The organism is Acetobacterium wieringae, assembly GCF_026646375.1.
Lineage (GTDB): Bacteria > Bacillota > Clostridia > Eubacteriales > Eubacteriaceae > Acetobacterium > Acetobacterium wieringae_A.
The window spans coordinates 69,366-95,691 of sequence record NZ_JAIPPU010000002.1 but is presented as its reverse complement, the minus strand read 5'-3'; the positions used below and the strand labels follow the sequence as shown (position 1 = coordinate 95,691).

At 44.8% G+C, this 26,326-nt stretch carries 16 protein-coding genes; 15 read left to right on the top strand and 1 reads right to left on the bottom strand.

Translation table 11 applies throughout. The annotated features are described in order from the left end of the window. The first annotated feature begins 241 nt into the window (after window positions 1-241). From Q7P33_RS02100 to Q7P33_RS02090, 3 genes are all read left to right on the top strand, one after another. Window positions 242-3,592 carry a PD-(D/E)XK nuclease family protein gene (locus tag Q7P33_RS02100; RefSeq protein ID WP_303867018.1) on the top strand — a complete coding sequence of 1,117 codons (3,351 nt, stop codon included), beginning with the start codon at window positions 242-244 and terminating at the stop codon, window positions 3,590-3,592. Then, window positions 3,576-7,274 carry a helicase-exonuclease AddAB subunit AddA gene (gene addA / locus Q7P33_RS02095; protein WP_303867016.1) on the top strand — a complete coding sequence of 1,233 codons (3,699 nt, stop codon included), beginning with the start codon at window positions 3,576-3,578 and terminating at the stop codon, window positions 7,272-7,274. Before Q7P33_RS02100 ends, addA begins: the two co-directional genes overlap by 17 nt. A 174-nt stretch (window positions 7,275-7,448) precedes the next feature. Continuing rightward, window positions 7,449-10,916, top strand: coding sequence for an FtsX-like permease family protein (locus Q7P33_RS02090; protein WP_303867013.1), 3,468 nt, complete (start codon window positions 7,449-7,451; stop codon window positions 10,914-10,916). 73 nt (window positions 10,917-10,989) lie between these two features. Here the strand turns inward: Q7P33_RS02090 and Q7P33_RS02085 are convergent, their stop codons facing one another. Further along, window positions 10,990-12,756: a S8 family serine peptidase gene (locus Q7P33_RS02085; RefSeq protein ID WP_303867010.1), complete on the bottom strand. Its 1,767-nt coding sequence runs from the start codon at window positions 12,754-12,756 to the stop codon at window positions 10,990-10,992. A 474-nt stretch (window positions 12,757-13,230) separates the two neighbouring features. Between Q7P33_RS02085 and Q7P33_RS02080 the strand changes: the two genes are divergently transcribed. The 12 genes from Q7P33_RS02080 to Q7P33_RS02025 all read left to right on the top strand — a co-directional run bounded on the left by Q7P33_RS02080 (window position 13,231) and on the right by Q7P33_RS02025 (window position 25,992). Further along, a complete protein-coding gene (locus Q7P33_RS02080) occupies window positions 13,231-13,467 on the top strand; it encodes a TM1266 family iron-only hydrogenase system putative regulator (RefSeq protein ID WP_303867007.1) in 237 nt (78 codons plus the stop codon). 6 nt (window positions 13,468-13,473) lie between these two features. Further along, a complete protein-coding gene (locus Q7P33_RS02075; protein WP_303867004.1) occupies window positions 13,474-14,481 on the top strand; it encodes an ABC transporter substrate-binding protein in 1,008 nt (335 codons plus the stop codon). After that, window positions 14,471-15,244 carry an ABC transporter permease gene (locus Q7P33_RS02070; protein WP_303867002.1) on the top strand — a complete coding sequence of 258 codons (774 nt, stop codon included), beginning with the start codon at window positions 14,471-14,473 and terminating at the stop codon, window positions 15,242-15,244. Before Q7P33_RS02075 ends, Q7P33_RS02070 begins: the two co-directional genes overlap by 11 nt. Further along, on the top strand, window positions 15,229-15,867 hold the full coding sequence (locus Q7P33_RS02065) for an ABC transporter ATP-binding protein (protein ID WP_303867000.1): 639 nt from the start codon (window positions 15,229-15,231) through the stop codon (window positions 15,865-15,867). Before Q7P33_RS02070 ends, Q7P33_RS02065 begins: the two co-directional genes overlap by 16 nt. A 106-nt stretch (window positions 15,868-15,973) precedes the next feature. After that, entirely contained in the window at window positions 15,974-16,357 is a 384-nt protein-coding gene (locus tag Q7P33_RS02060; protein ID WP_303866998.1) for a RidA family protein, read from the top strand. 117 nt (window positions 16,358-16,474) lie between these two features. After that, window positions 16,475-17,119, top strand: coding sequence for a transcriptional regulator (locus Q7P33_RS02055; protein ID WP_303866996.1), 645 nt, complete (start codon window positions 16,475-16,477; stop codon window positions 17,117-17,119). A 387-nt stretch (window positions 17,120-17,506) separates the two neighbouring features. Then, the gene (locus Q7P33_RS02050; RefSeq protein ID WP_303866994.1) at window positions 17,507-18,217 is read left to right on the top strand and encodes an isoprenyl transferase; all 711 of its coding nucleotides are present in this window, start codon (window positions 17,507-17,509) and stop codon (window positions 18,215-18,217) included. Further along, window positions 18,201-19,085, top strand: a complete 885-nt coding sequence (locus tag Q7P33_RS02045) for a phosphatidate cytidylyltransferase (protein WP_303866992.1) — start codon at window positions 18,201-18,203, stop codon at window positions 19,083-19,085. Before Q7P33_RS02050 ends, Q7P33_RS02045 begins: the two co-directional genes overlap by 17 nt. A gap of 8 nt (window positions 19,086-19,093) precedes the next feature. After that, window positions 19,094-19,888 carry an RIP metalloprotease gene (locus tag Q7P33_RS02040; RefSeq protein ID WP_303866989.1) on the top strand — a complete coding sequence of 265 codons (795 nt, stop codon included), beginning with the start codon at window positions 19,094-19,096 and terminating at the stop codon, window positions 19,886-19,888. A gap of 9 nt (window positions 19,889-19,897) precedes the next feature. After that, window positions 19,898-20,962 carry a flavodoxin-dependent (E)-4-hydroxy-3-methylbut-2-enyl-diphosphate synthase gene (gene ispG, locus Q7P33_RS02035; RefSeq protein ID WP_303866987.1) on the top strand — a complete coding sequence of 355 codons (1,065 nt, stop codon included), beginning with the start codon at window positions 19,898-19,900 and terminating at the stop codon, window positions 20,960-20,962. Between the two features lie 10 nt (window positions 20,963-20,972). Continuing rightward, window positions 20,973-25,244 (top strand): PolC-type DNA polymerase III, encoded by a 4,272-nt coding sequence (locus Q7P33_RS02030; protein ID WP_303866985.1) that lies wholly within the window; start codon window positions 20,973-20,975, stop codon window positions 25,242-25,244. Between the two features lie 79 nt (window positions 25,245-25,323). Further along, window positions 25,324-25,992 (top strand): TetR/AcrR family transcriptional regulator, encoded by a 669-nt coding sequence (locus Q7P33_RS02025; protein ID WP_303866983.1) that lies wholly within the window; start codon window positions 25,324-25,326, stop codon window positions 25,990-25,992. Window positions 25,993-26,326: the final 334 nt, after the last annotated feature.

Sequence of the window (26,326 nt, the reverse complement as noted above, 5' to 3'; positions counted from 1 at the left end):
TTGGCTCGTAGTCTTCACAAAATTCGTATAGTTGCATTTACCGGTTAGAAAATTTAGACGTTTGTATGCAGCTGTTCGCTTTGAGGCACAGGTCTGCCCCCTTGGGTACAACAGGATATAATAATTGTCGGTACGATGGTATTCTTTATCGACAGTTTTGATCACCATCTTCTAAAAAGAGATGGTGATTTTTTAAAATGGCGGATAATTAAGTGGGGTAAAATTCAGAAAGGAAAAACGGATGGGTATTACAATGATCGTCGGCCGACAATCTCAGCGTTTGAGTGAGGAAGTCTATCGCCAGATCGGTTCGGCCTTGGATGCGGGAAAAGAAAAGTTATATTTAGTGGTACCGGAGCAGTTTACATTGGGTGCAGAAGAAGCATTGATCAAGGCAAATCAGTTGTCCGGGTTGCTTGACGCCGAAGTGCTGAGTCCCAAACGGCTGGAAAATCGAGTGCTTTTGGAAACCGGCGGGCTCACCAAGACCTATATGGACAGCCATGGCAAAAATATGCTGCTGCAAAAAACCCTGGGAGACATTCAGGAACACTTAACCATTTATCGTTCGAGCGTGAAGAAACCCGGTTTTCTACTAAGCATAGCAGATCTGATTGGTGAACTTAAACAGAATGAGATTACTCCGGAACATCTGGAAGAAACGAGAAAGAGCTTGAATCAGGGGATCATGCCTCAAAAACTGGGAGATGTGACCAAAATTTATCGCCATTTTCAGGAATTGTTGGGAAATGATCGTAAAGATGAAGAAGATCTGCGTAATTTTGTCTGCGGAAAAATACCAATGGCAGAATTTCTAAAAAATAGTGAGATCTGGATCGACGGTTTTCAGAATTTCTCAGCCCAGGATTATCGGATGATTGGAAATCTGCTGGAAACAGCCAGAGAAATCCATATTGCGCTGCCCTGGGATCCTAATTCTGTGGCCAGGGATCAAGAAGTGTTTCGCTTAACAGCCAGTACCATGGACACCATCAAAGCAATTGGGGCTAGCGCACAGGTTTCATTTAAACTGGAAATGATAGCTGGTCAGCATCAGAAAAAATCGGAGCTTGCTCATCTCGAAGCCAATCTTTTTGCTTATCCCAAGCTGGAATACCCGGAAGCAGTCAATCAAATCAGCCTGACCCAATGCCAGAATACCTGGGAAGAGGTGGAAATGGGCGCCCACAAGATTCTTGAGTTGATCCGGGAAGAGGGGCTGTCCTTTCGTGACATTGTAGTTCTGGCCGGTGATCTGGACGAATACAGTAGCATTATCAAGCGCATTTTTGCGCAATACCAGATCCCTTTTTTTATGGATGACCTGCGAGCCATTGGCGATAATCATCTGGTCGAAGCAGTGGTGACAGCGTTGGAGGCGATCCAGAATAACTACCGGCTTGATGATATTATTGGTTTTGTTAAAACCGGGTTTTCACCGATAACCCTGTCCGAATGCGAAGATCTCGAAAACTATGCCCTGGAGTTTGGCATCCGGGGTAAACAATGGGATCAGGAATTTACTAAAATCAGCCAGAATTCGGCTCTGGAGCTTATAAGCCTTAATGCGTTGCGGGTTAAACTGATTACCCCCCTGACTTCGCTCAAGGAAGAGCTCAAAGCTGGACAAACCTGTCAGGATTATACCCGAGCCCTCTATGAATTTTTGGTAGCGATCAAAACCCCGGAAAAAATTGAGGCACTGGTGGAACAACTTTCACAGGCACAGAATTATGAAGCGATGGAGATTTATCACCAAATTTGGAATATTTTGATGGAGGTCTTTGATCAGATTGTTGAAACCATGGGAAGTGATGAAGTGACTGGCGAAGAATATTTGCGGATCTTAAAAAGCGGATTTCAAGGCTATCAGTTGGGGATTATACCACCCTACCGGGACTATGTCAGCATCACTGATCTGCGCCGGAGTCGTAGCTCGGCCTTTGAGGTTCTGATTGTTTTTGGTCTGAACGAAGGAAAAATTCCCGGTGCTGGGAGCGAGCCCAATCTTTTCTCAGATCTGGAACGGCAGATTCTTGGGGAGCACCGGATCCAACTGCAAAACAATCGCAGTTTTCAGATGGATCAGGAACGGTTTCTGGTTTATGATCTGTTAACAAAACCTCAGTCACGGTTGATCCTCCATTGGGCTTTAGTCGATCTGGAAGGTAACAGCCAACAGCCCAGTATTCTGCTCAGCCAGATTCTGGGAATCTTTCCGACAATCGAGATCGTCTCAACCCTTACTGATGGAGTAGCGGCGTTCTGGAACCGTCTCAGTACTCCCGATGCGACCCTGTGGCATCTGGTTCGTTACCTTCGAAAAAGTCGGATCGAGTCCAGCGCGCCGCAGCAGGAATCGGTGCTGTGGGCTGAAGTACTGGACTGGTATCAAAACAATCCGGCCTATAAAAAAGACATTGATAATCTGATGGAGGCTCTGAACTATACCGGAGTTTCTCAGGACATGACCAGATCGGAGGCTACTGCGCTTTACGGTAAAAACCTGCGAACCAGTATTACCCGATTGGAAACACATCGTCAATGCCCCTTTTCCCATTATGTTCGATATGGCTTAAAACCTGAGGGGCGACCCATTTACACGATTGCAGCGCCAGAAATTGGTACCCTGCTCCATGAACTGATTGACGGTTTTTTTAGGGTGGTCCGGGAGCAGCATCTTGATCTTCGCACCCTGCCCAAGACTAAACGGGATATCCTGTTGGAAGGCGTGCTGGAAAGCTGCCTGCCTCAGATCAAAACCAATGTTTTTAACAGCACCGGTCAAAATCAGTATTTAGGCAAAAAACTGGAACGGGTTGGTAAAAAATCAATCGATATCCTGGTACAACAACTGTGTGCCGGGGATTTTGAACCCCAGGCCACTGAGTTCTGCTTTGAACAGGAGTTAAGCCTGCCGGATGCTGATCTGGGTGAGGTCAAAATTTACGGTAAAATTGACCGGTTGGATCTCTACCAAAAAGATGGACACACCTGGGTCAAGGTAATTGATTATAAAACCGGCAGCAAGAAACTGGGTTATGATGATATTTATTATGGTCTTTCGCTCCAACTGCTGGTTTATCTCGATGGGGCGATGACTGTTATTCCGGCTGAGGAGATTCTGCCTGGCGGAACGTTCTACTTTTATGTGGACGACCCGATGTTGCGGTTGGATTTTGGTGAGAATGTTCAGGCCGCCATTAATAAGTCCTTTAAGCTTAATGGGTTACTGTTGGATGATGAGATGGTCATTGCCGCCATGGATCATGATGCAGATACTAAAGCATCGGATATTTTACCAGTATACCGCTCTGAATTTAAACTAAAACAAAGCGAATTTACGAACATTATCGACTACGTGCGTAAAACGGTGATTCGTCAAATTAAGACTATTTATCAGGGTGATATCAAGATCCGTCCGTATAAAAAAGGCGCTGATTATGCTTGTCAATATTGCGATTACAAAGGCATCTGCCAGTTTGATGAGTCGATCAGCCAGGGTGGTTATGAGCTGCTCAAATCAGCGATGAAAAAAGAACAGTTCTTTACATTAATCCAGGAAGGTGAAAGCAATGAAATGGACCAGTGATCAGTTAGAAGCAATCGAAAACCGGGAAACCAACATGCTGGTTTCTGCTGCGGCCGGATCAGGTAAAACGGCGCTGCTGATCCAGCGGATTATACGCATTGTTATTGAAGAAAAGGTGGGGGTTGATGAGCTGCTCATTCTGACCTTTACCCGGGGGGCTGCTGGTGAAATGAAAAATCGTCTGAGTCAGGCTTTGGCCCGGGAACTGGAAAATCCCAAAAATGACCGCAGCTTTTTAATGAAGCAAATGAATATTCTAGGGGGGGCTTCTATTTCCACCCTACATTCTTTTTGTCTTAGCGTTTTACGTCAGTATTTTCATAAGGGTGACATTGACCCGGGTTTTGCCATTGGCAATGACACCGAAATTGCACTGATGCTCAAAGAGGCTCTAGAAGAGGTTTTTGAAGAAGAATACCAGCGAACCATCGCCTGGAGAGAGTCAGAAGCATCGGATCAGAGCCCGGAAAAAAATCAGAAACAAAATGAACAAGATATTGATTTTTTGGATCTGGTCGAAAAATACAGTGGCAATAAAAATGATCAGGCATTAAAAGACACGGTGGAAACCCTGTATCGTTTTCTGGCCACCCAGCCCAATCCCGAGATCTGGAGTCGCCAGGCCCTAACATTGTTTGATTGCGATCAGAAAAGCCTGAAAACTTCGGTGTGGGGTAATGCCTTAAAAAAAATAATCGAAACCGAGCTTCAGGGTGCCATGGATGCCGCCATTAAAGCCAGAGATATCAGTACGGCTGTCGGCTTTGAGAAAACCCATCAGCAGATGAGTAGCGAAGTAGCGATGCTAAACACCCTGGAAAAAGCGCTGCAAGCCGATCTGGTTGCCGGGCTGGACGTGTTAAAGAATCTTGGCTATGAGCGCTTTAAAGGGACGGCTAAAGCGGATAAGGAACTCAATGAGCAAATAAAAAAATATCGTGATGAAGCCAAAAACAGTATCACAAAACTGCAGAAACGTTTTGCCATCAATATAACGGAGATGGTTCAGGAACTTAATGATCTGAAAAAACCGATGACCGATCTGGTGGCACTGACTGAGAAATTCTGGGCTGCTTTTCAGGCCCAAAAAGCCCGGAAAAACCTCGTCGATTACAATGATCTGGAGCAGCTGACCCTTAAAATTCTGATGGATCCGGAAGTGGCTGAGGAAGTTCGCGCCCGCTATCGCTATATTTTTCTGGATGAATATCAGGATACCAATGAAATGCAGGAAACCATCCTTCAGCAAATTGTTCGTGAAAATAATTATTTTATGGTCGGGGATGTTAAACAAAGCATCTACCGTTTTCGGCTGGCTGATCCAACGATCTTTATCGGCAAGTATGAACGTTTTGGTCGGGACGAAAACCCCAATAATCGACTGGTCACCCTTAATCAGAATTTTCGATCAGCCCAAGGGGTGATCAATAGCGTCAACGCTGTTTTTGAGAAAGTCATGAGTGCCGGACTCGGTGAAGTCAATTATGACGAGCAGGCTCGGCTTAACAAGGGTCTGCCCCATGAAGGCCCTTATCAAAAAACCGAGATCCATATCATAGAAGAGCAAATACAGGAAATTGATGCCAGTGATCGCGAAGCGTTTGAAGAAGTGGATCAGGAAAATCTGTCGGCAGTCGAAGTGGAAGCACGTTTTGTGGCCAGGCAAATCCAAGCGTTGGTGGGTACTACCTTTTTTGATACCCGTCATAATCAGGAACGGGTCATCGGTTATGGTGATTTTGGAGTGCTGATGCGCAGTGTTGCCGGAAGAGGGGATGTCTATCTCAAAGTCTTCAGCGAAATGGGGATTCCCACTTATTTTGACGGCGGTACCAATTATTACGAGTCGCTGGAAATTACGATGATTCTAAACCTGCTTAACCTAATGGACAATCAGCACCAGGATTTGCCGCTTTTGAGTATTATGACTTCACCAATCGGCAATTTTACCACCACCGAATGTACCCGGTTGCGGATTGCCCATCCTCAGGGATTTTTTTATCAGGCAGCGGAAGCCTATGCCCAGGCTGAAGGTGACCAGCTGGCGCAAAAACTGGTTGCCTTTTATCAAAAATTGACAAACTGGCGCGATCAATCCAAACTGATGCCAGTGGAGGATTTTCTCTGGAAAATCTATCTGGAATCCGGTTATTACGCTTTTGTCGGGGCCTTGCCCGGTGGCGCACAGCGGCAGTCCAATTTACGGATTTTGTTGAAGCGGGCCGGTGATTATAAAAAATCGACCCTCAAAGGTCTGTATCAATTCATCCGCTTTGTTGAAAATATGAAGAAATACAAACAGGATATTTCGCCGCCAGCCCTGGTTGGTCATGATCAGGCGGTGGTTCGGCTGATGACGATCCATAAAAGTAAGGGGTTGGAATTTCCGATTGTAATTCTTACCGGAACCGGAAAAGGCTTCAATAAACGTAGTAATTATGCCCAGGTGTTATTTCATAAAGAGCTGGGGATCTGCCCGGACTATGTCAATTTGGAAAAACGCTACAAACATAATTCACTGGCTAAGGAGGTCTGCAAGGCCCAAAGTAACATCGAAATGTTGTCTGAGGAAATGCGGCTGTTGTACGTGGGGATGACTCGAGCTGAAGAAAAGCTGGTGATCGTTGGAACGGTGAAGAACTGCGATAAATCCCGGCAAAAATGGTATAACGAGCCGGACGAATACCACCTTCTCAATGCCGTCAGTTTGCTGGATTGGGTGATGATGGGCGTATTGGCGGGTCGGGATCCGGCGCTGTCCAATCGGGAGTTGGATGACTTTAGCATTTTTTATCATCAGGCTGACCGGTTCTCTGAAAAAGCGGAAACTGAACAGAACGCAGCCGACCGGTCACTGGTTAAAGATTCGGGGAGGGATGATCCTGAAGCAGTAGCAGAGAAGACAACAGGCGTTATTTCACAGGCAGACCGCGAGGCTATTCACCAGCGCCTGGATTTTCGCTATCCTGCCAAAGCGGAGAATGAACTACCCAGTAAGATGAGTGTGACGGAAATTAAAACGTATCAGAAAAGCGATCTGACAGATCCGTCTGAGCGACTTAGAATGATAACTCCAAAACAGGAGAAACCAAAATTTCTGGAACAAAAACAGACGGACTTCACCGCTGCTCAGCGGGGCTCGGCCCTCCATCTGTTGATGGAAGTGGTCGATTTAAAACCGATCCGGGATGAATTACTAAATAATGGCCAACTGACCCTGTCGGTCTTTCTAAAAAAATACCTGACCAACCAGATTGAGATCCTGATTCAAAAAGAGTTTCTGCCAGAAGCGTTGGCCCGAACCATCCGCATTGATAACCTGATCCGGTTTTATACCTCAACTCTGGGGGTCCGGCTATTGTCAGCTGAAACAATCAGGCGGGAAATACCATTTAACTTTGCTTACTCTCCGGCAGCCATACGAGCAGATTGGGCGGGAATTTCGAAGAAGGTTATTGTTCAAGGAATTATTGACTGTGCCTTTATTGAAGCCAATCAATGGGTGGTAATCGACTATAAAACTGACTATTTGAAAGATACCCACCACCGCCAGGAGATAATTAATGGCTATGAAACGCAGATCAATCTATATGCCCAAGCCCTCACTGACCTCACCGGAATTCCGGTGAGGGAAAAAATAATCGCCTTGATTACCATGAGAGAAAATATCAGTGTTCCGTAAGTGAATGAATTATTTGACCGGTAATTGGGTGTTTTCTTAATCAAAACATGGTAGAATATTAAAATAAACAGGTTCTACTTTGCTTTTCCAGAGCACTTTGACTTAGCGAGATTGTATTAAAGTACGATTGGCGGCAGAGCTAGACATAAAATAATTATAACAAAGGACAGTCCAATGAAAGCATTGCAAAAAGATACACTCAGAGAAATAAAAAAATCCAGAAACCGTTTTTTGTCGATCGTTGCCATTATTGCTCTGGGGATCTGTTTTTTTGTGGGGGTTAAAACAACCGGCCCCAGCATGAAACATACAGTCAGTGAGTACTATCAGAACCAGCACCTGATGGACATGCGGCTGGTTTCCACCTATGGTTTTTTGCCAGCGGATGTGGAGGCCATCAAGAACACCCCGGGAGTGGCAACCGTAATGCCCAGCTATTCGGCAGATGTGATCATTGAACGGGGCGATAAACGGCCGGTCATCAAAATGATGGCTTTCCAGAGTGATCAGACGCTTAATCAGCCAGTGCTTGTGGATGGGCGGTTGCCGGAAAATGCGGGAGAAATACTGATGGAACAGCCTCAGGAGGACAAAGGCATGGGGGTTTCCAGTCATATTTATCAACTGGGCGAGGTCATCAAGTTATTCCCGGAGGTCGGAGATAAAGCCCTCTCCGAGTCGATTAAACAGGATCAATTCACCATTGTTGGTTTTGTCCGATCACCCCAGTTTGTTTCCATCGAGCGTGGGAGTACCTCGGTCGGCCGGGGGGAGATCGATTATTATGGGTTTATTCCGGTTGAAAATTTCGCCTTTGAACGTTTTACTGAAGTTTATCTCCTGTCTCAGGCCAGTGTCGATGGGGTTAATCCCTATTCTGATGAATATACGTCAGCCATCGCTAGCCTGGAAAATAAGCTGGAAGCATTAGGAATCGAGCAACTGGAAATCAATTATAGCGATATAATGAACAAAGCTCAGGCTGAACTGGATAAGGGACGGGTCAAGTACAACGATGGGGTAGCCCAATTCAATGAGGGGATCGCTCAGGGGGAGAGTAGCTTGGCTGACGCCAGAAACCAGTTGGTTGATGGCGAGGCAGCCCTCAGTGCTGGCTGGGATGAATATTACTTCACCATCGCCCAGACTCAGGCTCAGCTTGATGATGCCCGCAATCAAATCGTTCAGGGTGAAGCCCAGCTGATCAATGGCGCCGAAACGTTAAAACAGGAACTGGCGGCAGGGGAAGCCCAACTGGAAACCTTGCGTCAGGGCATTAGTGAGCTAAAAAGTGGTATTGCTCAAATGGAAGCGCAGGATCCTTCTGATCAACTGCCGGAGTTGGAAGCTCAACTTGCCGAGCTGGAAAACCAGATTGCCCAGGGCGAAAGTGCTTTAGCGAACCTCAAAGGTCTGCAGGCCGGAGTAGAATCCCAGATTCAGAGTTTGGATCCGACTGCGCCAGATTATCAGGAACAATTGGCCGCTTTGGAAGCCCAACTGGCTGCGATCAACAGCCAGATTACCGAAGTCGAAGCGGGCTTATCCCAGGCTTACGCCGGAAGAGACCAGATCCAGCAGGGTATCGATGACATTTACGCTTTTCAGGCACAGTTAAATGGGATGAGAATCCAGCTGGCCGAGTTGGAAACGACGCTATCCCAGGCAGAAACGGCTCTGGCCCAGGCCAAAATCGATGGTGAAAATCAGTTATCAGCCGGATGGACAAAACTATCCGACAGTAAGAAACAGCTCAATGCCGGGATTGCTGCTTTTGAGGCAGGCCGGGAAGAGGGACTGGCTACCTTGATTACTTCCCAGGCACAATTAGAGGCTGGATGGGGGGAACTGGCTGATGGCGAAGCTCAGCTGGCACAGAAACGGACCGAGGGTGAGGCGGAACTGGCTAACGCTGCCAATGAATTGGCCAAAGCCGAGGCAAAAATTGGAGATCTGGAATTTGGAAAATGGTATCTGTTCAACCGTGATGATAATCCCGGTTACACCAGCTATGGTGAGGATGCCCAGCGGATTGATAATATTTCGGGAGTCTTTCCACTTATTTTTCTACTGGTGGCAGCGCTGGTATCTTTTACCACCATGACCCGGATGGTAGAAGAACAGCGAACCCAGATTGGTACCTTGAAAGCGCTGGGTTATCGTCATTATCAGATTGGCTCGAAGTTTTTTATCTATGCCCTGTTAGCAGGTAGCATCGGTTCCGCAATTGGTTTAATTATCGGGATCAACACGCTGCCATATTTAATTGCCAGTGCCTATGGTCTGCTATATCAGGTACCTAATTTAGTCATTGCACCGCCCTGGTTGCCAATTATCGTTTCCTGTTTAATTGCGATTTCCTGTACCGTGGCGGCGGCTGTGATCGTTACTCATTATGAGCTGAAAGAACACCCTTCGGAATTGATGCGTCCCAAAGCTCCAAAAATCGGGAAACGGATTTTTCTGGAAAGCATCCCATTTATCTGGAAACGATTGGGTTTTATTGAAAAAGTTACTGCCCGTAATCTGCTGCGTTACAAGGGCCGGTTTTTTATGACCGTGATTGGGATCGCCGGGTGTACGGCCCTGATTCTAGCCGGGTTCGGGCTTCAGGATGCAATCTTCTCAATGATCCCCCGGCAGTTTGAGAACATTACCGTCTTTGATGGCTACATGGCGTTAAAAAATGAAGGAACTCTGGCCGAAAAAACAGATTTCAAAAAAATGCTGGATAGTGATAGTCGTTTCAGTGAAAATATGCTGGCCCATCAGTCCAAGATGACCATTGAAAAAGCTGGAGCTGGGAGTGGTAAAGCGGCTTATCTGTTTGTACCGGAAACAGCCGCGAAGATTGATCAATTTATTCACCTGCAAGATAGAAATTCAGGAGAATCCATTAATCTGGAAGCGGCCGGTGCGGTCTTATCGGAAAAAGTTGCCAATAGTCTGGGACTCAAGGTAGGGGACACTATCCGGATTTACAATGATGATGAAAGTCACGAGGTGGTTTTAGGCGCTATCACCGAAAATTATCTGGAAAATTATCTTTACTTATCACCAGCTGTTTATGAAAAAGCCTTTGGAAAAGCGCTGATGGTGAATATGGCCTACGTTAATATCCCTGATACCAATACGGACCTGGAAAATGCCATTGCTAATGAGTGGCTGGCCAAAGATGGTGTAGTGGCAGTGAACTTTACCGGAAATATTGTTAAATCATCATCAGACAGCCTCAGCAGTTTGAGTATCGTGGTCGTTGTAATGCTTATTTCAGCGGGTGCGTTGGCAGCAGTGGTGCTTTATAATCTGACCAATATTAATATTTCGGAACGCGTTCGGGAAATTGCCACCATCCGGGTGTTGGGTTTCTATGACATGGAAGTATATAAATATATTTTTCGGGAGAACATAGTCCTTTCGGTGATTGGGATCGTGGTTGGTTTATTCTTAGGTGTTCTGCTGGATGGGTTTATCATCAACACCGTGGAAACCGATATTGCCATGTTTGCCCGGGAAATTGAGCCAACCAGCTTTATTTACTCGGTGATCTTTACGCTGGCCTTTACGTTTATTGTAAATATTCTAATGACCCCGCTGATCAAGCGAATCAGCATGGTGGAATCACTAAAATCAATTGAATAGTTTGGACAAAAAAAGCCGACTGGAAATAATAAATTTCCAGTCGGCTTTAAAATTGTTGTCAAGCCGAGGGATTCTATATCGGATTAATGATAAACGAATCACCAGAGGTATCAAAAGGGGTTCCTTTGGGAACAACCTTTATTTCAATGCTTTCCAGGCGGTAACCGTAGCCGGAGGAGCCGGATTGTTCGCCGTTGGCTGCCCAACTCAGCCAGCCCAAATTTTGAACATGGGTACGGTAGTAGAGGTCAAATTGATTGGCATCGGCACCGGTGAGTTTAATTTGAATGGCTTCGAGACGTAATCCTGCTCCGGATGTACCACTGAGCTCACCGTCATAACGCCAATCCTGCCAGCCGATGTCCTGGATATGGGTTTGATAGGCAATACCCAGGTCGTAGCCAGGATTATCCAAGAGAATTTGAATGGCTTCCAGGCGGTAACCTAAACCGGAAGTGCCGCTGAGCTCGCCATTTCGTTTAAACATCGGTTCCCAGCCAATATTTTGAATATGGGTTTTATATAAGACCGATAAAGGTTTATCCGTGACAACCTTTTGTAAGGCCTGATCCAACTGGATTAAACCATAACCGAAATCATCATCTTTGCCAGGATCACCCAGATCCAGAGCAGTGCTTGTCAGAGCCGTTTCGACATCGCTGGCACTTAAATCACCGTTGGCTGCCAGTAATACACCGCAGGCACCCGCAACGATGGGGGATGAGAAAGAGGTGCCACTGTCGCTTTTATAACTATCAGAAATTGAGGTCGTATAGACATTTTCACCAGGTGCAGCCAGATCGACCATGTTGTTATATTGGGAGAAGGTAGCCCGCTCATTGGTTCGAGTGGTAGCGGCCACCGAAATAACACCATCGTATGAAGCAGGATATGAAGGTAGTCCAGCCTCCGGATCGGTTGGTTCTCCCTCATTCCCTGCTGCTGCAACCAGAACCTTGCCCCGGTCTTTGGCGTATGCAATAGCGGCAGCTTCGCTGCTGTTGTATTCATAACCGCCATAACTCATATTAATGACTTTGATATCAGAGCGATCAGCGGCATCCATCAGAGCAGCGCAGATATTGGCAACTGAGAGCCCTTTCGTTCCGACCCGGTAGGGGGCAATTTTTATATTGGCGGTGCCGGCCACCCCCGAAAGACCGATGCCGTTATTGGCAGTTGCGGCAATAAACCCGCTGACCAAGGTACCGTGTCCGTCCTGATCAGTGACTTCTGAGCTTTTAGTAACATAGTCATATCCGGCAATAATTCGTCCTACCAGATCCGGATGGCTGGTATTTAAACCGGTGTCTAAAACAGCGATACCAACGGTTTCAGAATTGGATACCTGATCCCAGGTTTGGTCGGCACCGATACTTACAAACTGCCAGGCTTTACCATCAGTTATGTACGGATCGTTCGGCAGTGAATAGGTTCTCAGGACACTATTGCGATCGGCCACCAGCACATTGGGGTTTTCATTGATGGTTTTTATAAACGCATCAATGTCGACATCGCTTTTTACCTCTAAAACATCAACCCGATCTGAGATAGCTTCACCGGATACAACCTCATTGGTCGATAAAGACAAACTTTGAACATTAAAGGGACTGGTATTTTTGTAAATGATCACGATTTGCTGATCGATGTTTCCGGTACTGTCCACATCAGGAATTTCGGACAGGGTATTGATGGTCATCTGTTCTCTCTCACTCACTTCACTGGGATTGTCTATAGCAACAGTTTGAGCTGATTCATTTGCCATGATTGGGGCTGGCAAAAAAAACATTAACAGCACAATACTGAACAAACACAGTTGGTGTTTCGTTTTTGGTTTCATGGAACTCTCCTTGAATATTTATGTAGTTGCTACAACACGAATTCTGAGTAACGACTCAAAATATGTGTCTATAATTGTAGCACAATTATCCTGTGATTGCCTTATTTTTACAGCGGAATGAAGTTAAAATGAGGGATGATTTTGAAATTTATAGGCCTGACTTGCGAATTGGTTTATTAAGACGAACTGTCGTTTCATCAAAAGAAAAGAAGCGTCAATTCACAATCCGTTTTTTTTAGAAATACGAATCAAAAGTCGAATTTTTACACCTTCTTTTTATTTTAAATAAACTATATAAATGTTAAAATGATTACAATTGAATGTGTTTACCTGACAGAAAAGAAGTTCTGATTTGGAAGGAATTGGTTTGAAATTTAAATCTGCGTGAGCAGGTTGTTTTATTGCTGCCTTCCTGTTTACAGGAGGTTTTTTTTGAGTGCTTGAAAGGAGTGATCGAACATCGAACGTGTAGCGGTGCTAACTGCGATTTTAGAAAATCCGCAAGAAGTACAGGAAGATTTTAATCGGATTATCGCATCCTATCAATCGCTGGTCATTGGTCGGATGGGCTTACCACTTTCGGACAAGGGCATCTCCATTGTCTGCGTCACCTTGTGCGGTAATATGGACGAGATAAATTCTTTAAATGGTCAGTTGGGTAAATTAAAAGAAGTACATTCAAAATTAACTGTTTCAAAAAAAGAATTTTAGAAAAGGATGGAGAAAATGATTAAAAAAATGAATGCAAAAAAAATGATTGTTCTGGTTGGCTTGATGATGGGAATGATCCTGGCGTTTACTGCGTGTCAGGCAAAGCCGGCAGAACCACAAACTGTTAAGGTCGGAACTCTGGCAGGACCGACGGGAATGGGAATGGCCGAAATGATTGTTAATGGTGTCGATCTGGGAGAAAATGTGACCACTGAATTTACCGTGGCCGGTGCACCGGATCAACTGACAGCCAGTGTGATCAGTGGAGAATTCCAGCTGGCCGCCTTGCCCAGCAACCTGGGTGCGGTATTGTTTAATAAAACAGAGGGTCAGGTTGTTCTCGGATCGGTCAACACCTTGGGCGTACTATATATTGTAGCCGATGAAACCGCAGGGGTAACCAGTATTGCTGATTTAAAAGGAAAAACCATTGTTGCCAGTGGACAGGGTTCCACCCCGGAATATGTTTTGAACTATTTGCTGGAAAAAAATGGTTTGACACCGGGTGTGGATGTTACCATTAATTATGTGGCTGAACACAGTGAAGCAGTTACACAATTGGCGGCTGGACAGGCCACTATTGCGATGCTTCCGGAACCGTTCGTGACGACGATTACGACAAAAAAACCGAATATTAAAATTGCGGTGGACATGTCAGAAGCCTGGGAAGCGGCCAGCAACGGTTCACAACTACAGATGACAACATTGGTTGTTAATAAAGAGTGGGCTGAAGCCAATCCTGAGGTACTGAAGAAATTTATGGAAGCCTATGAAGCTTCCATTGATTCGGTCAATGAGAACCCGGCTGAAGGGGCGAAAAATATTGTAGCAGCTGGGATTATGACGGATGCGACCCTGGCTGAAAAAGCGATTCCCAATTGTAATATTGTTTTTATTCCAGTTAAAGAGGCGCAGCAGTCTTTAAATGAATATTACACCATATTAGCCGGTTTTGAACCAAAAGCAGTTGGAGGAAAAGTTCCTGGTGAAGAGTTCTACGTTCTTGGAAAATAAAACACCATTCAATGCGATCATCAAAAAAATAGGAGTCGCCATTTTTTGGGTACTCCTTTGGGCCCTGGCAGCCTGGTGGGTCGATAGCCCACTGGTGCTGCCATCGCCACTTAAAACCCTTGAAGGTGTAATTATCCTGGCAGGGGATTTTGAGTTTTTTGTGAGTATCGTGGCAACCCTACTACGGGTTTTCGGAGGCGTTTTTATTTCAGTGGCGCTGGGTCTGGTACTGGGACTGGTCGGCGGACTCAACAAACCTTTTTATGAGATCATGAATCCATTTGTCAGTACCATCAAATCGTTACCAGTGGTTTCGGTGATCATTCTGATTAATCTGTGGATTGCCTCGGGGGTGGTACCGCTAGTGGTCACCTTTCTGATCTGTTTTCCAGTCACTTGGACAAATGTGGTGCAGGGGGTAAGAACCACCGACAAAAAGCTGTTGCAGATGGCTAAAATTTATAATGTCGATCAAACTAAAATAATCCGGGATATTTATGTACCATCGGTTAAACCGTTTGCGGTTTCAGCTCTGATGAATGCCATTGGTCTCGGCTGGAAGGTAACCGTTACCGCCGAAGTGCTGGCCAATGCGTTGCCATCCATTGGGATGAATCTGTATTATGCAAAAATATATTTAGAAACAGATTTGTTATTTTCCTGGACACTTGTCATCGTGGTCTGTAGCCTTGCCATTGAAAAAATTACCCTCCATGTGATCGGAAATAATCGAAAAGGGGAAGGTCAATGTCCATTATCATAACAAACCTCAGTAAAAAATTGGGGGAAGAGACAATTTTTGAGGACTTTAATCTGGTGATTAAAAAAAATAAAATCACCGGCATTCTCGGTCCTTCCGGGGCTGGGAAAACCACCCTGCTCAATCTTTGTAGCGGTCTGGAACAGCCTGATCGTGGAACCCTTGCAGGAATTAACTTCCAGTCGATTTCCTATGTTTTTCAGGAGCCCCGATTGCTGCCCTGGCGAACCGTTCGGGAAAATCTTCGGTTTATTTTCAAAGAAAAATCGATAAAAATGCCGAGCCCTCATGATGACGATATCGATGCGATGCTGGAATTGGTGGGACTAGCAACGGTGGGAGACCATTATCCTCAAGAACTCAGTGGTGGGATGCGCCAACGGGTTTCGATAGCCCGGGCGTTCCTATACCCGTCTGAATTATTGCTGATGGATGAACCATTTAGCAGTTTGGACTGTGCACTAAAAAATCGTCTGATCGACGATTTTTTAAAGATCTGGATCCAGGACAAGCGGACGGTGATTTTTGTCAGTCACAATGAAGATGAAATCAGTCGGTTGACTCAGGAAGTGTTGATCTTTTCTGATAAACCGGTCCAGCTGCTAAGTCGAGAAATCCGGGGATGAAATTAATCGAAATATTTAAATCCGGATTGAGTTATCAGGTGAAAATTGTTTAATCATATGTTAAACTGAACCGATAAGCAAAAAACCAATTTAAGGAGAAGTCAATATGAATAAAAAAGCAATAATTGCTGAGAAAGCACCGGCGGCGGTAGGGCCATATTCACACGCTTATTTGGCGGGGGATACCTTGTACACGTCGGGTCAGTTGGGTCTGATTCCGGAAACTGGTGAATTGGCAGAAGGTGTAGCAGAGCAGGCTAAACAAGGTTTGGACAATTTAAACGCTGTTCTGGAAGAGGCTGGGTTCAGTCGGAGTGATATTGTCAAAACCACGGTGTTTCTGGCAAATATGGCTGATTTTGCAGTGGTTAATGACATTTATGCCGAGTTTTTTGAAGGCCAGGCAGAGTATCCCGCTCGTTCCTGTATGCAGGTCGCGGCTTTACCCAAGGCAGCGCTTTTCGAAATCGAAGCCATTGCTGTAAAATAAGATTACGAATGCACAAAAACAGATCGAATAATTTAAACGCCCATGGTCATGCCGTTTCGGCAAATGATCATGGGTATCTTATTGATTATATGTAAATATGAAAAAGCGAGGGTAAGTTTGAATAAAAAATTGCAGACCTATGTATCACTGGTAGATTTTTTAGCCGATTTTATGGGAGATAGTACGGAAGTGGTTCTTCATGATCTGACGGACTGGCATCATTCTGTGATTGCGATTCGCAATGGCCATATTAGCTGTCGGAAAGTTGGTGATCCGATTACTGAAACGAATTTGAGAATTCTCCGAAGTGAAGTGCATAAAAAAGTACCCTATATGAACAATGATCCCAAAAAATTCAAGAAAAAAGAATCAATCAAATCGGCATCATGGTTTATCAAGGACGAAAGTGACGTTTTAATCGGGATGATCTGTATCAATTCGGATTGCCAGGATTTAATTGCCGCCAGAGAACTATTGGATAAGATGATCCGACCACCGCTGGTAGAGACTGCAGCACAAGAAAAAGGCCCGGATAAAATAAACATTGATGTTAAAGAACTGGTCGACAATAATTTAAATCACATCTCCCGGGATTTGTCGAAGAAATTGAAGTCTTTATCAAAGGATGAAAAAATTGAACTGGTGGGAAAACTCAACGAGATGGGTACTTTTTCGGTGAAGGGCACCGTCTGGTATTTGGCCAAGTGTATGGGGGTATCGGTACCGACGCTGTATCGTTATCTTTCAACAACAAAAAAATGATTGAAGTAACCAACGCCGTTTTGAATTATATGGGTAACGGTTAAAATGATAAATTCAACGTTAAAATGGTTAAGGTTATTCTTAATCAGAATAAAAATAAAAAAAATTTTTATTTAATCGTTTACTTTTTGCCTGAAAGATGTTATATTGATATCAATAATTCTCATTTTCACAATAATTTCCAGGAAGACCTCAGGCTTAGCCTGAGGTTTTTCCTTTTTTGACGGCGATAAAGTTGATGTGAAGAACGAGAATTGAGTCTTAAGGAAATCTTGTTTCGATTCAGCTCCGGGTGAGAGAATTTACAAATCCTTAAAAATAGAATATAATATTGATAGTAGAAACAAGAAAACAATTTCCTAAATACAATAGAAATTGAGGTGCAATATGACGAGTCAGTTAAATAATGATAACCTGCCTGAACATATAGCCATAATCATGGACGGTAACGGCCGCTGGGCGAAGGCAAAAAATCGGCCCCGATTATTTGGCCACAATGCTGGCATGAAGACATTGAAGAAAATTGTCCGGGCATCCTCTGATGCTGGAATAAAAATAATTACCATGTATGCTTTTTCAACTGAAAATTGGAAAAGGAGTCCCGAAGAAGTTGAGGGACTGATGAATATTGCAGTTGAATATTTTCACAAAGAGGTTGGAGAACTCCATCAAAACAATGTTAAAATTAATGTTATCGGTAACTTAAATGGACTGGCAAAAAAAGTCAGAGAAGCCGCTGTAAAGGCGATGAGCACCACCGCAGAAAATACTGGGCTGGTGTTAAATATTGCCCTGAATTATGGTGGCAGAGATGAAATTCTTCATGCTGTCAAAGCGCTGTTGGATCAGGGGATTGAGTCGGAAGTAGTGACAGAACAGCACATCAGTGATCAACTTTACACCAAAGGTCAGCCAGATCCAGATCTGTTGATTCGTACCGGGGGGGAAAGCCGGCTCAGCAATTTTATGCTGTGGCAGATGGCCTACGCCGAATTTATGTTTACGGACGTTTATTGGCCTGATTTTGAAGTCGACGTCTATTACGAAATGATTAAGAATTTTCAGAAAAGGAATCGGCGATATGGATCGGCCGAGTAGCAGCCTTGAGAGTCGTCGGGCAGAACGGGCACGGGCTGAAAATCGACGGGCTGAAAAGAGTTCCATGAAAACCAGAATCTGGACTGGGGTCATTGGTCTGCCGTTGCTTATTTTTATTCTGTATACCGGGGGATTTATTTTGGTTGTCGGCGTGTCAATCCTGGCATTTGTCGGAACAATGGAATATACCCGAGCCATCAATAAAATGATTCGGCCTAAAATGAACGTTGTTTTAATGATTATCCTGACGATTATGCTGATGGTGACCATCAAACTGGATTATTACTTTCTGATGCCGGTTCTGCTGGTGGCCTTTATCATTATTTTCTGTTACGAAATCCTATCTGGAAATGCGGGAATTGAGCGTGGTAGTGCCACCTTGATGGGGCTCATTTATGTGCCGATTATGTTTGGTCACCTGTTTCTGTTTGAAACGGTTAATAAAGGACCCTATTATATGTGGTTGATTTTCGTGATCGCGTTCACAACTGATACAGCGGCATATTTTATCGGTAAATCAATCGGCAACCGCAAGATTGCTCCGTTGATCAGTCCCAAAAAAACCATCGCCGGTTCAGTCGGTGGTGTTGTTGTTGCGGCCTTGTGTACCATTCTTTACGGCACCATTTTGAGCTCTTATTTCAGCTTTGTACTGCCCTGGTATTTATATCTGGTCGTTGGGGTTTTTGGTAGCATCGCTGGACAGTGTGGCGATTTAACCGCCTCGATGATCAAGCGAAAAGCCAAAATAAAAGATTTTGGCACCATCCTGCCCGGTCATGGCGGAATTTTGGATCGCTTTGACAGTATCCTGTTTATCATTCCGCTAATTTATATTTTTGCCAAACTAACCATTGGCATTGCGTAGGTGAAAATTTGAATCTCTATACCATCCTGATTACACTACTGATTTTATGTGTCCTGGTGATTGTGCATGAACTGGGACATTTTATGGTGGCCAAAAAAACTGGCATCTTTGTCGAAGAGTTTGCCATTGGCATGGGGCCAAAACTGTTTGGCCGACAGGGCAAAGAAACCCTGTTTACTATTCGGGCCTTTCCGGTGGGGGGCTTTTGCAAGATGCGGGGCGAGGAACCGGAATTTGATGCTGATGGCAACCTGGTTCCTAAAGATCCAGCGATCCCAGTTGATCCCCGTAGCTATGAAGCCAAAAGCCGGGGCCAAAAGCTGTTGGTACTCGTGGCCGGTTCGGCAATGAACATCATTTTTGCGGTGGTTTGCCTGATTGTGGTAGCCCTTTTTACCGGTCATACCAACGTCTTTGATGCCATCGTCACGGCCTTTTTAAACACCTGGCGGTTTTCCGGTCTGATTTTTCAGAGCTTTGGGATGCTGTTTACCGGTCAGGTGGGTCTGGATCAATTGGCTGGTCCAATTGGCATGGTATCGATGGTGGATACCTTTTTACAAAGCGGGCTGATTATTTTACTGGCTTTTACTGCCATGCTCAGTGTTAATCTGGGGATCATCAACCTGTTTCCATTGCCAGCACTGGACGGCGGGCGGATCTTTATTCTTTTGATTGAAATGGTGGTGCGCCGGAAACTCAGTCCCGAATTGGAAATGAAGATTAATTATTTTGGTTTTATCGCCTTGATTGCCCTGGCAATTCTGATTGCTGTGAATGATGTCATGCGCTTGGCAGCATAGGAGACGGATATGAAAAAACGAAAAAAGACCCGGGTGGTCAACATCGGCGGGGTAACCATAGGCGGTGACAGTCCCATTGCCATCCAATCAATGACCAACACTGATACCAGAAATATCGAAGCGACGATTGCCCAGATTAAGAGTCTGGAAGCTGTTGGCTGTGAGATTGTCCGGGTAGCGGTGCCTGATGAAACAGCGGCCAGTGCGATTGCCGGGATTAAAAAGGGTATCGGCATTCCCCTGGTGGCGGATATTCACTTTGATTATCGACTGGCTTTAAGTGCGATGGAAAATGGGGTTGATAAGCTGCGCATCAATCCTGGGAATATCGGTTCGGAACACGGCATCCGGGAAATTGTTGCCATGGCCACTGAACGAAACATCCCGATTCGGATTGGTGTCAATGCCGGTTCTCTGGAAAAAGAAATCCTGATGAAAAATGGGGGCCAGGTTACTCCGGCCGGGATGGTTGCCTCAGCTCGACGCCATATCCAGATTCTGGAAGATGCCGGCTTTGATAATATGGTGGTTTCAATGAAGGCTTCGGATGTGCGCTTCACGATTGAATCCTATGAACAATTTTCCGAAAGTTATGATTATCCACTGCATCTGGGGATTACGGAGGCCGGAATTCTCCGTAGCTCGGCGGTTAAATCAGCTCTGGGCATCGGCTATCTGCTCCTCAATGGATTGGGGGATACCCTGCGGGTGTCAATAACTGGCGATCCCCTGGAAGAAATCGAGGTTGCCCGCGATATTCTCAGTGGCATTGGCTTATACACTGGCCGCCGCCCCCGGGTTGAAGTGATCTCCTGCCCTACCTGTGGGCGCACTGAAATTGACCTGATTGGCATCGCTGAGGAAATTAATAGGCAGTTGCGAACCGTCGAAAAAAACATCAAGGTGGCAGTGATGGGTTGTATTGTTAATGGTCCCGGGGAAGGCAAGGCCGCTGATATTGGTATTGCTGGCGGTAAGAATAAAGCCGTGTTGTTTAAAAAGGGTGAAATAATAAAAAGCATTGCCGAGGATCAAATTATCTCGGTGTTAATGGAAGAAATAGAAAAAATGTGAGGCGAGATCTTTGAGTATTTTAACCCGACGTCAAGAACGATATCAAAAAATAATAGCAGATTATCATCTGATCACTGATAGTATAAAAATCAATTCCAGAAACGAGGAATTGATTTTTAAATTTTCCAGTCCGAAAAAACAAACGGATACCGAATTTATCAAAAAAGAAATGCAGGAAATCTTTGATTATGCCAAGGCACTGGAAATCGAGGTGGCACCACTAAACTATCAGGATGGTGAGCATCTTCTGGCCACCGATGGCCAGGGGGTCAGTCAGTTACTGATTGGCATCAATCAGAAGATTGCCAATATTCTGTTGATTAATACCCTGATTGCCGAAGGCAACACTTTTTATGTTCGGGGGCGATCCACCGGGGAACTGGATGGCGAAGTGCTGGCGATTTTTACTGGTCGTTTTAAGCGACTGATTGCCGAGCAGTATGGTCTGGAATCGGAATTGGTGGTTCGTTTCACAGATGAAGACTCAGTAGCGGAAAAAAGTCAGCAGGATCTGGAAAAACGATTGGCGGCCATTAAGCCGGTAACTTCAAGTAACAGTACATCTAATTCAGGCAGTACCGCCAGCTCGGCTAAACTTCCCAAGGCTGAAAAGCCCGGAGATGTGGTCATCGGTAAAAAAATAACCAATTCCTGGGATTGGTTGAAGAATGTTGATTTTAATATAAATGGTGAATCGGAAGGAAAAACTGTGGTCGTACGAGGCTGGGTTTTTGGGGTTAATACCCGGCCACTGAAAAATAATAAGACCTTGCTGACCTTTAATATCACCGATAATACCAACAGCATTACCGGGAAACTATTTACCGACAAAGAAGAGGTCATCGCTGGCATCAATGAGGGAAGTTGGTATCTAATTGAAGGCAAAATCAATTATGATGAGTATTCTCAGGAAATGATGTTATATCCCCGCAATATCAATCTTTCCAAAGAAACCATCAAAACCGATGATGCCCCGGTTAAACGGGTGGAGCTTCATATGCACAGCCAATTCAGTGCCATGGATGCGGTCAGTAAGGTGGATCAAATTATGAAGCAGGCCACCAATTTTGGCCACGATATCATCGGGATTACGGACCATGGCGTGCTGCAGGCTTATCCGGAAATGATGGAACTGGGCCGCAAGAAAAAAATCAAGGTGCTCTATGGGGTGGAGGGATATCTGGTTGAAGATCAGCTGAATATGGTTTGCGGCAATCAGGATCAGGACTTCTGTGGCGAATTTACTTTTTTTGATCTGGAAACCACCGGTCTGGTACCAGGCAATCATAAGATCATTGAAATTGCGGCGGTACGCATTAAGAATAAACAGATCATCGATAGCTTTTCGACCCTGGTCAATCCTCATTGTGAAATACCGGCATTTATCACAAATCTAACCAATATCACCAATCAGATGGTGGCCGATGGGATGGAAGAACGGGAGGCCCTGGAACGGTTTTTGGATTTTGCAGGTGAAACCATTCTGGTCGCTCACAATGCTGCGTTTGACATGAGTTTTTTAAATAAGGCTTTAGCCGATCATGCCATTGTTCGGGAAAATACTGCAGTGGATACCCTGGCTCTGTCCCGCTGTCTATTGACTCAGATTACCCGCCATAACCTGAAAAAGCTCTGCTCACATTTTAAAATTGATATTCAGAATCATCACCGGGCCCTGGACGATGCAGCGGCCTCAGCCAAGGTATTTGTCAAGTTGTTGGATCTGGCGGAGAAAAAAGGCTGTACTTCAATCCAGACCCTCAATACCCTGTCCAGCCGGGACCGGAGTATCCGTCTTAATGCCACCAACCATATTATTATTTATGCCAGAAACCAGGCGGGGATCAAGGATTTATACCGGATCGTTTCGGAGTCGCATCTTAATTATTTTTATAAAAAACCGCGAATTCCCAAGTCACTGCTGGCAAAAAATCGGGAAAACCTGTTGTTGGGTTCAGCCTGTGAAGCTGGCGAATTATTTTCGGCAATGGTGCACAATAAGTCTCAGGATGAGATCCAGCAGATCGCCAGCTTTTATGACTATCTGGAGATTCAACCACTGGGTAATAACCAATACCTGATTGATAATAACAGCGTCGCGGATCAGGAGGCCCTAAAGACTTTGAATCGGTGGGTCATTGCTTTGGGAAAAAGCCTGAATAAACCGGTGGTTGCCACTGGGGATGTTCATTTTGTCAATCAGAATGATGCCCTTTATCGGGAGATTCTGTTTACCGGCCAGGGGTATAAAGATGCCGGCAAACAACCCCCGCTATATTATCGAACTACACAGGAAATGCTGGATGAGTTTGACTACCTCGATGACGAAACCGCCCGGGAAGTGGTGATTGATAATCCCCGCAAAATCGCAGCGATGATTGACGAGATCCTGCCGATTCCTGATGGCACTTATCCACCAGTGATTGAAGGATCAGATGAAGAGATTCGGGAAATGGTTGAAGGCCGGGCCCGGGAGCTCTTCGGCCAGCCACTACCGGAGATTGTCGAAAAACGGATTAAGAAAGAACTCGATTCGATTATTGGTAACGGCTACTCGGTGCTCTATCTGATTGCCCAGAAATTGGTTTATCATTCCATGGAAGACGGCTATCTGGTGGGATCCCGGGGTTCGGTGGGATCTTCCTTTGTAGCCACCCTCTGCGGGATTACGGAAGTAAACCCGCTGGCACCACATTATCGTTGTCCCAGGTGTAAACATTCCGAGTTTTTCAACAGTACCGAGGTCGGGGTAGGGCCGGATTTAAAAGATGCCGATTGCCCGCACTGCGGCACCAAGCTTGATAAAGATGGCTTTGACATACCCTTTGAAACCTTTTTAGGATTCGAAGGCGACAAGGAACCTGATATCGATCTTAATTTTTCCGGAGAGAACCAGGCCGAAGCCCATCGCTATACGGAGGTGCTGTTTGGTAAGGGGAAAGTCTTTCGGGCTGGTACCATTTCCACCATTGCTGAAAAAACGGCCTTTGGCTTTGTAAAAAATTATTATGATGAAAAAGAAATTAAAGTAACTCGGGCCGAGTTGGAACGGGTGATCTCCTGCTGTGCTGGGGTCAAAAAAACCACCGGACAGCATCCCGGCGGAATTATGGTCGTGCCAACCTACAAGGATATTTATGATTTTTGTCCGGTTCAGCGTCCGGCTGATGATACCGAAAGTGATACCGTCACCACTCATTTTGCTTATGAATCCATCAGTGGTCGACTACTGAAACTTGATATTCTGGGACATGATGATCCGACAATGCTTAAAATGCTCAAGGATTTTACCGGCATCGATCCGGTAGGTATTCCGCTGGACGATGAAAAAACAATGAGTTTGTTTACCTCAACGAAAGCTTTAGACTTTAAGGACAATGACTTTGAGTCGCCATTGGGGGTATGCGGAATTCCTGAATTTGGAACCAGTTTTGTCCGCGAAATGCTGTTGGATACCAAGCCGACGGCTTTTTCCGACCTGATCCGGATTTCTGGCCTGTCCCATGGCACGGATGTGTGGCTCAACAACGCTCAGGATCTGATCCGCGATAAGAAAGCCACCATCAAAGAAGCTATCTGCACCAGGGATGATATCATGATCTATCTGATTTATGCCGGTCTGGAGGCAAAAACGGCCTTCACGATTATGGAAGCAGTGCGAAAAGGCAAGGGATTGAAACCTGAGTGGGAAGAAGATATGCGCAAGAATAAGGTACCAGAATGGTATATTGATTCCTGTAAAAAAATCAAGTATATGTTCCCCAAGGCCCATGCCGCTGCTTACGTCACCATGGCCTTCCGGATTGCCTGGTACAAGGTTTATTATCCTCTGGCTTATTATGCCACCTACTTCTCAGTTCGAGCCAGCGAGTTTGATGCCCAACTAATCAGCCAGGGCAAGGGGGTGGTGGTGCAGCGAATGAACCAGATCAAAGATCTGGGCACCAAGGCTTCCAACAAAGAAAAGTCGCTCTTGACAGTGCTGGAGATTGCTCACGAAATGATGTGCCGAGGTTACAGTTTTAAAAATGTGGATGTCTACCAGTCCCACTTCAGTCAGTTTCGCATCATTGGTGACTCCCTGCTGCCGCCGCTGAATGCTTTAGAAGGGATCGGTGATAAAGCTGCCCAGCGGATCTTTGAAGAAGCGCAGTTGCGCCCTTATATGTCCCGGGAGGATTTGCAGAACCGTACTAAAATCAGTAAGTCGGTGATCGAAACTCTGGAAAAACAGGGTTGTCTTAACCAGCTGCCAGCTTCCAATCAGATTACCTTTTTTTAGCAATGCAAAATGATCGATCCTTGCAAAAAAATCGTTTTATGCTAGAATTAAATCAATATCAGAGAGCGAGGAACAAACATTGGCTAATTACAAAACTGGTCTGGAAACAAAGCAAAAGATTTATGTAACTGCAAAACAGTTATTCTATGAATATGGATTCACAAAAACAACACTGGCGCAAATTGCAGAAGATTCGGGAACAAACAAAGCGATGGTTGCATATTATTTCAAAAATAAGAACAACCTGGCACTGGAAGTATATAATGAGTATATGGTTGCGAATAAAGTAAAAACCCAGAAGGCCATCGACGAAAAATTCCCTGGATGCAATGCGGTGTTAAGAACCGCAATTGAGTTTCGGGTGCAGAATCGCAATTGTCGGTTGAATCGTCATTTGAACCAGTTTTATCATGAGTTGTGTGACACCAATGCATTGATGAAAACAGAAAGTGCGTCGGTCGGGTTTGTCGAGAATATCAACCGGTCTTATAAGCTTGGACTTGACCGATTGGAAGTAAAGGCATTGGCATTGGCAAATCTGGCAGTTGTTCATGGACTGCACGTCTCCCGGGATGATGGTTATTTAGACTGCAGCAGCGAGTATCTGGCTGAACTCGAAATTCGGTTGCTCTTTCAGAGCTTACGATTTGAAAATAGCTTTATTGACCAGTGCATCGAAGAGTCTCGGAGGATGATTGATGCCATTCATCTGAAAGTTGAGAAAAATTTTATCGTCATAGCGGGTTAAGTATTTGTAACTGCTTAACGATATAAAAACAATACCATCTGTTGCTGATTTGAAATCAGCTAACGATGGTATTGTTTTTTTGTGCAAATTTGCCAAGAATTTTTGAGTGAAATATATTAAACATGATAAATATACAGATTTTTATCACGAATTAATGTAAGTAAAAAAAGAATGGTATAGCAAAGATACAATCAAAATAATAAAAATTACGAAAAATAAAGACATAAAAACGATTACTTTTACCATATAACAGGATTTAATTAATAATTAACAAAAAAAGAGGTGACAAAAATATAAAAAGATGGTATTGTTTAATAAATTAACCACGTTTATA